Source organism: Dyadobacter flavalbus (assembly GCF_006149045.1).
In the GTDB taxonomy this organism is placed as follows: Bacteria; Bacteroidota; Bacteroidia; order Cytophagales; family Spirosomataceae; genus Dyadobacter; species Dyadobacter flavalbus.
The window spans coordinates 51,161-62,846 of record NZ_VBSN01000076.1 but is presented as its reverse complement, the minus strand read 5'-3'; the positions used below and the strand labels follow the sequence as shown (position 1 = coordinate 62,846).

General features: G+C 45.2%; 7 protein-coding genes. 2 read left to right on the top strand and 5 right to left on the bottom strand.

Annotation, left to right across the window (positions count from 1 at the left end; all coding sequences use genetic code 11):
* Positions 1–16 precede the first annotated feature (16 nt).
* Entirely contained in the window at positions 17–1,393 is a 1,377-nt protein-coding gene (locus FEM33_RS25535; RefSeq protein ID WP_139014806.1) for a RagB/SusD family nutrient uptake outer membrane protein, read from the top strand.
* Positions 1,394–1,481: 88 nt separating this feature from the next.
* Here the strand turns inward: FEM33_RS25535 and FEM33_RS25530 are convergent, their stop codons facing one another.
* From FEM33_RS25530 to FEM33_RS25510, 5 genes are all read right to left on the bottom strand, one after another.
* On the bottom strand, positions 1,482–2,789 hold the full coding sequence (locus tag FEM33_RS25530) for a DUF4302 domain-containing protein (RefSeq protein WP_139014805.1): 1,308 nt from the start codon (positions 2,787–2,789) through the stop codon (positions 1,482–1,484).
* A gap of 53 nt (positions 2,790–2,842) precedes the next feature.
* The gene (locus FEM33_RS25525; protein ID WP_139014804.1) at positions 2,843–3,769 is read right to left on the bottom strand and encodes a zinc-binding metallopeptidase; all 927 of its coding nucleotides are present in this window, start codon (positions 3,767–3,769) and stop codon (positions 2,843–2,845) included.
* A 19-nt stretch (positions 3,770–3,788) separates the two neighbouring features.
* Positions 3,789–5,258: a RagB/SusD family nutrient uptake outer membrane protein gene (locus tag FEM33_RS25520; RefSeq protein ID WP_139014803.1), complete on the bottom strand. Its 1,470-nt coding sequence runs from the start codon at positions 5,256–5,258 to the stop codon at positions 3,789–3,791.
* Between the two features lie 55 nt (positions 5,259–5,313).
* Positions 5,314–8,583, bottom strand: coding sequence for a SusC/RagA family TonB-linked outer membrane protein (locus tag FEM33_RS25515; RefSeq protein WP_229214421.1), 3,270 nt, complete (start codon positions 8,581–8,583; stop codon positions 5,314–5,316).
* 446 nt (positions 8,584–9,029) lie between these two features.
* Entirely contained in the window at positions 9,030–9,614 is a 585-nt protein-coding gene (locus FEM33_RS25510; protein WP_139014801.1) for a precorrin-2 dehydrogenase/sirohydrochlorin ferrochelatase family protein, read from the bottom strand.
* A gap of 109 nt (positions 9,615–9,723) precedes the next feature.
* Between FEM33_RS25510 and FEM33_RS25505 the strand changes: the two genes are divergently transcribed.
* Positions 9,724–11,682 (top strand): ABC-F family ATP-binding cassette domain-containing protein, encoded by a 1,959-nt coding sequence (locus FEM33_RS25505; RefSeq protein WP_139014800.1) that lies wholly within the window; start codon positions 9,724–9,726, stop codon positions 11,680–11,682.
* Positions 11,683–11,686 lie beyond the last annotated feature (4 nt).

Sequence of the window (11,686 nt, the reverse complement as noted above, 5' to 3'; positions counted from 1 at the left end):
TAATTATTAAAGAACTATGAAAAAGAAAGTATTTATATATTCTCTGGCATTATCCGCCGGATTGTTTTTTACCGTTGGCTGCAATAACAAACTGGATGTGCAGCCAACACAAAGTATCGATGAAAGCCAGGCACTAAGCACTTCTCGAGATGTAGAAGTGACATTGATTGGCTGTTATGACGCTCTGCAGGATATTGATGTTTATGGCGGAGCATTTCAGTATGCGTCGGAATTGCTTGGCAACAACGGCGAACTGGGATTCGGAGGAACTTTCCAGAATTTGCTGGAAATGTATAATAAAGAAATTACCAAAGCCAATGTGACAGCGGCGGCAACCTGGCGGGATTCCTACGTTACGATTAACCGCTGCAACAATGTACTTTCGGCATTGGACAAAGTGGATGAAGACAAGCGGCAACGTATTGAAGGCGAAGCACGCTTTATACGCGGGTCAGTTTACTTTGAATTGGTAAAACTGTTTGCTAAAACCTGGGGTGACGGGGATAATGCTTCCAATCCGGGTGTTCCGATTGTGCTTACACCAACACGCGTTGTAACAGAAGCCAATGAAATTCCGAGAAACTCCGTTGCAGAAGTTTATGCGCAGGTTCTGGAAGACCTTACAGCGGCCAAGACGCTGTTACCGGAAACCAATACCATTTACGCAACCAAATATGCTGCCTCTGCACAGCTTTCTCGTGTATATCTGATGCAGTCCAATTTTCAGGGTGCACGGGATGAGGCAAATGAAGTAATTACTTCGGGCCAGTTTACGCTTGCACCGAATTTTGAATCGTTGTACAACACTTTCCTGAATAACGGAGGCTCCAGTCCCGCAGAGTATATATTTGCCATGACTGTTACACAGCAAGATGGAGTAAATGACATGAATACCTTTTTCGGAACAACCATTTCTGATATTCCGGGTACTTCCGGACGTGGGGATATAAGGATTTTACCAAAGCATATCAGCCTTTATGAGCCGGGTGACGTAAGAGGAACTTTCTTTATCACCCCGACCAACAATACATTTACGCGAAAATTCCTTGATACATTCGGTAACGTCATCGTATTCAGGCTTGCGGAAATGTATCTCACCCGGGCAGAAGCCAATTTCCGGCTGGGAACAGCAATCGGAGCAACACCGCTTGCAGATATCAATGTAATCCGCACCCGTGCAAAGCTGAAACCTGTGACAACGGTTACATTGGAGTCTATCTTAAAGGAACGTCATCTTGAACTTGCTTTTGAAGGCCATACTTTATACGACATCAAACGCAACAAAGGCAATGTCGGAACGCTGCCGTACAACTCGCCGAAACTCATTCTTCCGATTCCGCAGCGCGAAATTGATGTGAATCCGAAACTGGTTCAGAATGAAGGTTATAACTAGGAATACTGCGTTTTAAACAATCTACTGAACAACAAAAAATCACTTCCGTAAAGAAGTGATTTTTTGTTGTAATACCTTTTACAAATGATTATCTGTACCAGCTTATCCAGGATTTGGCGTCTTTGGCACTTACCATATCATAAGTTGTTGCCGAGGTCTGAACCATGTAATAGCCGCTGGTATCAAACAGCAAATTGGATGTACTTACAGCCGGCCCCGTTTTCGGAAACTCCCCGAATGTGCCGTATTTGGTGAAAATTATTCTGCCGTCAGCTGCAAAGGTTGGCGTCGCCGGCGCATCGGCGTATTCTAGTGTCAATGCATTACCCACTACAAATGCAGGTCCGAACAAGTCATATTTAGCATTGATTCCCGGCTGATAAACATAAAACACATAAAATCCCTGATCCACTTTCAATGTACTGACATTGTATGCATCATCCGCTCCGTTTACGTGAAATGCACTGTCAGACCGCCATTCACCTCCCGATTCTATCGGGGACTGCCACCATCTTTTTGCAGCGCCTGCATCAACTGACAAGGGTTTTGGAGCACTTTGTACAATGGCCGTAGAACCGCCGGCCGAAACGCCGAGCTGAAGAGTGGCTGCATTCCATGTTATATTACTGAAACCGGTTATAGTTTGTGAACCGTTCGTCAGCGGAGAAACAAAAGCAACACCCGAGGATGTATAATAATAATTGGTTGTAAAAGTCTTGGGCGCATTGCCGTCCAGCCATGTCAGCTTCATTGTTCTGTCAATAGGGTTGGCTGATATTTCATACGTTACGCCGCCTAGTGTCACACGCTTGAAATAAGTCTGATATTTTTCTATATTATTAAACAACAATCCTTTTGCAAGATCACCTTTCAGGTATGCAGCCGATTGTTCCTGCGTGGCTTTTGTCAGCACAAGCCGGCTCTGGTTTTTTCTTCCGACCAGTGAAATTACATCCGTTTTCACAGAATCCGGAAAAATGCTAAACTCAAAATCGGCACCAAGCCCAACTCCGGTTACACCATTATTTGCCTCCGGATCGGGGTCTGCAAGCACATGCAGATACGAATACGTGTCAAAAATCAAAGTGGGTGTTTGCAAGGCTTTCAGCCGGTAACTGCTTTCCTTGGAAGTTGCCGCCGCTTCATTGCTGAAATCCGAATACATCACCACGCGGTTCTTGTCGTCAAATTTGAAATAAAAGCCATAACTACCTCCGAGTGCCGGATAAACCACGGCATTCCATCCATACGGCGCTTCCACCAGCTGTTTTTCATAAGATGCAAGAGCAGCATTGATGCGAACGTCCGCTGTTTCTTCAAAAACGGTATCGTCCTTGTTTTCGCATGACAGGAAAGCAGCACTCAGAAACAGCAGGTATAATATGGACTTTTTCATCCGGAATAATTTTGTAATTGGAATAGCTTGCAAAAACTGGTTTGATATTTCTGTTAAAAAAGCGAGTTCATGGATTTCCTGACCTTGGCCTGAAGGCTGTAAAAATCTATCTTCCACGTATTTTTATAATATGCCACAACAATGGCTTCTTTTTGCCTCAGCGCAGCCTGTGCCTGAGCGCGGGTTATACCCTGTTCACTGGTTCCTTCCGGAATGCTGTTTACTATTTTATCAAAACCGGCTTTGCCTTCAATCAGCATGATGGCAATCATTTCAACAAAATCCTCGTCAAAGCTGGAAGAGCTGTAAGCGGTAATAAACCCGTTTCTCCGTGCATATGCATCGTCCCAGTTGATCCAGTTTCCGCCCTGATATACGCCGGCACTTACACTTTTATACTCTACAGGATACAGAACCGTCTGATGCAGAATATGGCCGAATTCATGATGTATCGTTTGAAAAAACCATTGCTTAACAAAAGATGAATCTCTTGCCGCATCATATCCGGTCATTCCTTTTACCTTGAAAAGATTTACGCCGTACAAAATCACCTTGCGTCCGCCTTCGGCAGTTCCCAGCGTTATGGTTCCGTTTGTATTGTATTCATTACTTCCCGAAAGAATGAAGAACTTGGGCGAGTATTTGTTAAAAAACACTTTTCCGGCTTCTTCAACGTAAGGAGCGGCCCATCCCCTTTTAATGGAACTTAACAACGGTACCACCTGTGCTTCATCCGGCGGCACGAGGTTTTTTGTAATGTTGCCGAATTCAAACTGGTCCCATTTGTATTTGGCTGAAATGTTGTAAGGCGTAACCAGACTGTCCAGTATCCATTTGTCCAGCGGGCCCTTAACCCATTCGTTGCCGCCAAGTCCGGATATATCATCCACTTCGCCTATTTCCTCTTCTTTGCAGCCGCTCAGCAAAACACTCATCAGCAGCACGGCAAGAAAAAATCCCGGTATTTTATTAATGATCATATCGTAAAGTTTCAAAATGTTATCTGTCGTTCTGTGCAATTCCTGAAATGGTTGCGGATTGCGGAATCTGTAAAACACGCCTCGGATCGTTGGCCGGAACCGTAATCACTGCTCCGAAAACAGTTTCATGCTCCACCTCAATACCATGTCGCTGAATATCAAACCACCGCATTCCTTCCTGCACAAATTCAATCCTTTTCAGCGCAAGTACTGTATTGACCAATCCCTGCCTTACGTTGGAAGTCCCGAAAAAGCTGCGGATACTTGCCGTTGTAATTACATGTTTTGAGGCGTTGTAATTGCTTACCCTTTTACTTGCAAACACATTCAGGTCAGCAAGAGCAGCCGCTGTATTGCCCAGATATGCATTGGCTTCTGCACGGTTGAACAAAACTTCTTCTGCTGTAAAAGCCGGCAGCATCACATACGGAAGCCCAATTTCAGCATTTACCGATTCACGTACAAAGTACTCCTTCAGTTTCGGAATAAAATAGTTGTTATCGCCGCGGTAATACAACGGATAAATCAGATTTGCCGATCCTGCAATAACGCCTTCGCCGGAAGATATTTCCAGCCATTTTGCATAAGTTAGTCCATATCGGTAATTGGCAACAAAGCGGGCATAGGTGGAAGCCGTTTCAATCAGTAACAAATTGGCATTTTCGCTGGCACGTGAGTAAGTATTGAATAATTCCTCCGGCGACATAGAGGAGTAAGTTGTGTTCCACGGCCTCAGATAATCGGCAATACTGCCTTCCGAAAAAACCTGATTGGCATACTGCAGTACTTTTGCATAATCTTTTTTAACCAGATAAAAACGGGTGGCAAATGCATAGGAAGCTGCACGGTTAAAATGATATTTGAGAACGGAATAAGAACCGTCGCTGATCAGAGGCAATCCTTCCAGCAGGTCTTTTTCTATCATTTCATACACGTAAGCTACTGTTTTTCTTTCGTATTTCTTGATTACGACTGTTTCCGGCTCCGTTACATAAGGAATCCCCGGATTGGTGTTCGGCTGTGCCGGATCGTAAAACTTGCTGAAAAAAGTAACCAGCATAAAATGGGCGTAAGCTCTTGCAAGAAGTGCTTCTCCCCTTTGCGCCGAAAACCGGGAAGGATCGTCGGAAGTCTCAATAATCTGAAGCGCCTGATTGGCAACCGAAATGGCACGGTAGCATTCTGCCCAGTACAAGTCGGGAGAGTCCGAATCGTCCACGGTTGCTTCCACTTCCTGAAAAATATACGATGCAAGGTTCGTCTTATCGTCCTCGCCTACTCCTTTATCCCCGACATTGTCACTCATGGCTTCTGCAAACACAATGTAATTGGCCTGCGGATAAGCGGTTGTGAGTAATTGTGAAACCTGCTGCGGCGTGCTGATCGTTGCCCGCGTGCTATCCGGTTCTGTAGACAGGAATTCATCGCAGCCTGAAAAAATCAGTACGGGTATAATCAGTAGAAATTTCTTGTAAAATAGGCTTTTCATATTTCGCGGATACATAAAATCATTCTGAACTTCAACATTCCCGGCTTATGCACTTTTATAACGTCAGTTTGATGGCTACGGTAAACTGTTTCTGGATCGGCTGGGCAACGCCGCCGGAATTAAAAAATTCGGGGTCCTGTCCTTTCAGCTTTTTGTCCGCATAAATCAGCCATGGATTAATGGACGACAGCTGAATGCTTGCGGCCTTGAAACCTGCCTTTACCGCAACCGGCAAAGGAACCCGGTACAGTAATGAAACCGATTTCAGACGGATGAAGTCGCCCTTGGCAACACGTTCGGTTGAGTAGTTGTAAATATTGTACGGATAAGTTCCGGTAAGATACTGCTGCTGAAGCATGTCACTGATGGATGGCATGGTTGTGCTGGCTTCATCACCGGCCATAACCCACCTGTCCAGAAATTCCTTCGGCATGGCATCCAGATCGCTGAACGAATTGCTGCTTAGCGTCGAACCTTTGTATAAAGGATTCAGCCTGATCCTGTTTCCGGCCTGATAAGTCAGAAACACATTCAGTGTAAAATCCTTGTATGTCAGCGTATTATTGAAACCGCCGGTAATGGGCGGATCAACCGGGCCTTCATATTTCAGATAATTCACATTCTGGTCCTGAAGATATACATCCGAATTGACTTCTCCGGTCTCGTTCACAAATATCGGAACGCCTGTTTTCGGGTCAAGCGATCTGAAATCAATTGAAAACAACCCTCTTACCGGCTTGCCCTGCACATTGGCGCCTTCTGCCTTCACAAGCTCAAAAATATTCGGATTGTTATCGACATGTGTAATCAGCGTTCTGGCATAACCGACCGTGACTCTGGAACGGAAATCCCAGTCTTTGCTTTTGAAAAGCACTCCGTCCAGGGAAACATCCACACCATGCGACTCCATATCGGCATAATTTGCAACCTTGTAAATCTGCCCGCCGATGCCTGACGTTTTGATTCTGTCAATCAGGTCAAAGCTGTTCCTGATGTAGCCGTCTACCGAAAGATTGATGCGATTGGCAAGAAATCCAAGATCCACACCTACGTTGCCGCTGTAAAGTTTTTCCCACGTAAGCTCCGTGTTTTCAAGCGATGCCAGTTGCGTAGCCGATTCTTTTTCGTCGGTATACGGCCTTCTCGTAATGATACTCTGGAACAATGCGGCCGTATTGGTTGCCGGGCCGGTATCCGCAGAAAGTCCATAGCTTGCACGAAGACGGCCCATACTCAGCCATTTGAAATTCTTGAAGAAATTTTCACGGTCAAAATTCCACGATCCCGCAACGGTGTAAGTTGGCAGCCAGCGAGCCCTCGCCGATTTCCCGAATCCGTTGGAACCGTCATAGCGGATATAGCCTGTAAAGTTGTACTTGTCATCGAGCGTATAACCGGCACTTCCGTAAAATGCGGCAAAACGTTCGTAATCCATTTTCATTCCATAATACTGAAAATTGCTTTCAATGGTTTGCTTTAAAATCCTGTAATCCACAAACGGCGTTCCGCCCTGCTCATACTGAAATCCGTAGCCTGTATTGTTGGAATTCTGCCGGTTTGTATATTTTATTTCGGAGCCCGCAAGTAAGTTAACCGCATGCCTTGCCGCAAAAGTCTGATTGAACCTCAAATTGTTACGAACATTGTAAAACAACATCTGATCTTCAGTCCGGTTGTAAAAACCGCCGCTCGGCAATACGACAATCGGGTAGGCATTAGGCACGTCGGGATCTGTATAAAGGTATTTGTTGGCTAGTGCAATGGTTGAGTTATCGGCAGCGCGGTATGCATTTGCCATGTTTGAATTTTCTGTAATAATATGTTCGCGCCCGGTCTGTGTGTAGCGCAATGCACCCAGAAAATCGTAGGTCAAATGATCCGTAATTTTGTAGGACAATTCACCCTGTAATTTGATATCTGCCAGATTCAGGTTGATCTTGTTATTTGCCAGTTCATGAACAATATTGAAAGGAGCGAAATTTCTTCTGAAAAATTCAAGGTTGCCGTTCTCATCGTACGCAGTAAGCGTACGGCTTGTATTCAGTGCATAACTGAACGGGTTTATATCAAAGTCCCTGTCAAATTTCCCTTCTACCGGGTTGCTTCTGCGGCTTAACGAACCCGGCACCTGCTGCCTTCTTACCGATGCAAGCGTGGAAGTCACCAATGTGATTTTATCTGAAAGGTTGTAGGTATTTTTAAAGTTGAGCGTATACCTTTTTACCTTATCGGCAATCGTCCAGCCATTATCATCCAGATAACTTGTTGAAAAATAGGAGTTTGATTTATCCGTACCAAAGGAAACACTCACCGAATGCTCCTGAATGAAGTTCTGTTTGAAAAGCACATCAAACCAGTCTGTGTTGGCTCTGGCGTATCTGAGCAGGAAATCCCTTTTTGCTTCCGGCGTGTTCGCTACCGGAAAATTTCCCTCGTCATCACCGGTCACGGAATTGTAATATTTGCCGTAAACGCCGTAATCCGGCTTGGACAGAACGGAAGAAGTCAGATAACCTTTTCTTTCCAGCTCGCCCAGAACAGACATTTGCTGGGCCGAATTCATAATATTGAAGTTCCTGTAAGAAGGCGTCAGCTGCGTGCTGAAATTGCCGGAATAAGTAATAACCGGCTTGCCGCTTTTACCGCGCTTGGTTGTAATTACAATCACGCCGTTCATGGCACGTGCACCATACAACGCTGCCGCTGCCGCATCTTTCAGGATATCAAAGGTTTCAATGTCATTGGGATTGATACCTGCAACGGCAGAACCGAGCAAAGTAGTCGGATCGCCGCTGGAAAGCTGGTCATTGGAAATATTCACGATATCTTCCAGCACAACGCCGTCCACAACCCACAAAGGCTTGTTGTCGCCGTTCAGTGAAGTGGCGCCTCTGATCCTTACTTTCGGAGCAGCGCCGAAAGTACCTGAAACATTCTGAATGGAAACACCCGCAGCACGGCCTTCCAGCATGCGGCTTACATCCGGCAGACCGTCGATTTTAACATCGTCTGTTTTAAGCGTGACGGCCGAGCCGGTAAATTTATCCTTGTCAATTTGCTGAAAACCCGTTACGACAACATCCTGAAGGCCGACCGCATCTTCTGCAAGCTCGATACTCATGTTTCTGGCAGCTTTAACTTCTTTCGGCAAAAACCCGATCATTGTTATAACCAGCGTGGCACCTTCATTCACATCCGTAAGCACAAATTCACCTTTTTCATTGGTGACCGTTCCTTGCTGCGTTCCTTTCACACGGATTGTAGAACCGATCAGTAATTCGCCGGAACCGCTTCTGACAACGCCTTTTACATCAATAGCTGCCAAAGGCAATGAAAATGAGGAATAAGAAAGATGCAGGAGAATTAAACTTAAACACAGCACTAGAAGCCGATTCAGGCCACTGATCCGATAAAAAACATCCATATAAAGTAAGTATAAGTCTGACTCTGAATTAACGGGCTTTAAATAATCATGAATTCAATAATACGAATTATCAAGGTAAAAAACGAAAAGTATTTTAACAGGAATGTCGATATATCTTTTCAAAAGCATTTACACAAAAAAACAAAATGACCGTAGTTGGTAACGACGGTATTAAGCAGAATAAATTACGGATGCGGAGAGGCTGGAAACCGGCGTCGGTTTTAATGTAAAACAATGCAAAACCCCGGATTATTGTGCCGGCAGCAAGTGTATTTTACAATATTTCAAGCATTTATAAACTTCCTGAAATTGAACTCTGGTTTTTTCGGCCGGAATCCGGAAAGCATTTATTCGCCGTTGTTCTTTGTAGTCAGCACGGCTGTAATGCGGTTAAGTTCTTCTACTTTGTGGGCAAAATCTCCTTTCAGCATATCCCTGACGGCTTTAAGCTGCTCCATAGCCGTATCCAGATTATCCGGAAGCGCATCGCCGAGCACTTCTTTCAGGCGTTTGGCAAAAGTCGGTGACATGCCGTTGGTTGAAATCGCCACTTTCAGGTTACCTTTCCGGACAACGGACGAAAGATAAAAATCGCAAATGGCAGGCGTATCGGCCACATTGGTCAGAATGTGCCTTGTCCGTGCCAGTTCCCACATCCTTTTGTTTTCTTCCTTGTCATTCGTTGCCACAATTACAAGGTCTTTTGCCGAAAGGTCTTCGTCTTCAAATTTGCGCAAGATTAAATTAATCCGAGAATTCCGTTCAGCCATATCCAGGATTTCCTGCCTGATTTCGGGCGAAACCAAAGTGACTTTTGCCATTGGCGAATTGTCCAGGACAGCCGTCAGCTTTTCCAGGCCGACATAACCGCCTCCGACAATGAGCGTATGCAGGTTTTCAAGTTTCAGGAATATGGGAAACAGATTGTTCATATATCAAATTTACATTAAAACTTACAAATACTGCGCCATGCGTATGTCTTTATAACTATTCCAACAATTACACTTTTACTATCTCCATCTTTCGCCGTACCTTTGCAGCATGATCGCGATTACAAACCTCAGTTACTTTCTTGGCGACCGTGCACTTTATGACGGTGCTTCGCTGCATATCAAGCCCAAACAGAAAATCGGCCTTATCGGCCTGAACGGCACGGGAAAGTCAACGCTTCTCAGAATGATAAACGGGGAATTTCAGCCGGACGGCGGAAATATTTCCAAAGCAGGCGACTGCACCATAGGATTTTTGAATCAGGATCTGCTTTCCTACCAAAGTGACGATTCGATTCTTTCTGTAGCCATGCAGGCGTTTGAACGCCAGAATCTACTTCAGATTCAGATTGACAAGATCCTGCATGATATGGAGCATAACTACACGGATGCACTTGTTGACAAACTGGCGAAAGTTCAGGATGAATTTGACGCGCTGGACGGTTATACCATCCAGTCCAAAGCGGAAGCCATTCTGGAAGGTCTGGGATTTTCGACCGATGACCTTCACCGGCCGCTGCGACTGTTTTCAGGAGGATGGCGCATGCGGGTCATGCTTGCCAAGCTGCTTTTGCAAAAGCCTTCGCTGCTGATGCTCGATGAACCGACCAACCACCTTGACTTGCCTTCTATTCAATGGGTGGAAAAATACGTGCAGAGTTACGAAGGCGCGGTTATTGTGGTTTCTCACGACAGGCAGTTTCTGGATAATACCATTGATACAACGGTGGAAGTTTCAGGCGGCAAGCTGAATTATTACGCCGGAAACTATTCTTACTATCTGGAGGAAAAAGAAGAACGCAATGAAATCCAGCGCGGTGCATATGAAAACCAGCAGGCTAAAATCCGTCAGACGGAGCGTTTCATTGAGCGTTTCAAAGCAAAAGCAACAAAATCCCGTCAGGTTCAGAGCCGTGTAAAAGCGCTGGACAAAATGGAAGTTGTGGATCAGGTAGTGGATGAAAATGCAAAAGTCCATTTCCGCTTTCAGTTCACAACACAGCCGGGAAGGCATGTTTTCCAGCTGGAAGATGCGTCCAAGGCTTACGGCGACAAAGTTATTCTGGACAGCACGAACATCAGCATGGAGCGGGGCGACAAGATTGCGCTGATCGGGGCCAACGGCCGTGGAAAGTCAACGGTTCTGCGCGTTGTTGCCGGAACGGAGCCCATTGAAGGGAAAAGAAGACTCGGGCATAATGTATCTTTTACATTCTATGCACAGCATCAGCTGGAATCGCTGAATATTAACCATAACCTGATCGAAGAGCTTAAATACGCCAATCCGAACAAAACAGAAACTGAACTGAGAACGGTTCTTGGCTGCTTCCTTTTTTCAGGCGATGACGTGTTCAAGAAAATCAAAGTGCTTTCAGGAGGTGAAAAGTCCAGAGTTGCATTAGCCAAAGTGTTGCTTTCACAAGCCAATTTCCTGCTTCTGGATGAGCCTACAAACCACCTTGACATGCAATCGGTGAATATCCTTATTCAGGCATTGCAGCAGTATGAAGGCAGTTACATTGTTGTTTCCCACGACCGTTATTTCGTCGAAAACATAGCCAACAAAATATGGTATATTGAAGATCACAAGATAAAAGAATATCCGGGAACCTATGAAGAATATGAGATCTGGGTGGAAGAACGCGGATTGCAGTCTGCTGTCAGTGAAAAAGCAGTGGTGAGCAGCGCGCCGCCGCAGGTGAAGAGCAATCAGCAGCCGGCGGCAAACAGTAATCCTCAGAAAAGTAACGGAAAGCCAGTTTCCAATGAAGATGCCCAGAAACTGAAAAAAGTACAGAAGCAGATTGAAGAACTGGAAGCAAGTATTGAAAATCTTGAAATAAAGAAAACAGAGACGGAAACGAAACTCGCCGATCCGAAAATCTACAATGACAATGCTGCGCTTGCCGAACTGAACTTTTCTTATTCAGACATCAAAAAGAAGCTGCAACAAAGTACCGAGACGTGGGAGAACCTCATGCTTGAAGTTGACGAGCTTGCAGGTAAATAAACTA

Coding starts and splice junctions, on each gene's coding strand:
- FEM33_RS25505 (WP_139014800.1), top strand. CDS start 9,724: ATGATCGCGATTACAAACCTCAGTTACTTTCTTGGCGACCGTGCACTT.
- FEM33_RS25510 (WP_139014801.1), bottom strand. CDS start 9,614: ATGAACAATCTGTTTCCCATATTCCTGAAACTTGAAAACCTGCATACG.
- FEM33_RS25535 (WP_139014806.1), top strand. CDS start 17: ATGAAAAAGAAAGTATTTATATATTCTCTGGCATTATCCGCCGGATTG.
- FEM33_RS25525 (WP_139014804.1), bottom strand. CDS start 3,769: ATGATCATTAATAAAATACCGGGATTTTTTCTTGCCGTGCTGCTGATG.
- FEM33_RS25530 (WP_139014805.1), bottom strand. CDS start 2,789: ATGAAAAAGTCCATATTATACCTGCTGTTTCTGAGTGCTGCTTTCCTG.
- FEM33_RS25520 (WP_139014803.1), bottom strand. CDS start 5,258: ATGAAAAGCCTATTTTACAAGAAATTTCTACTGATTATACCCGTACTG.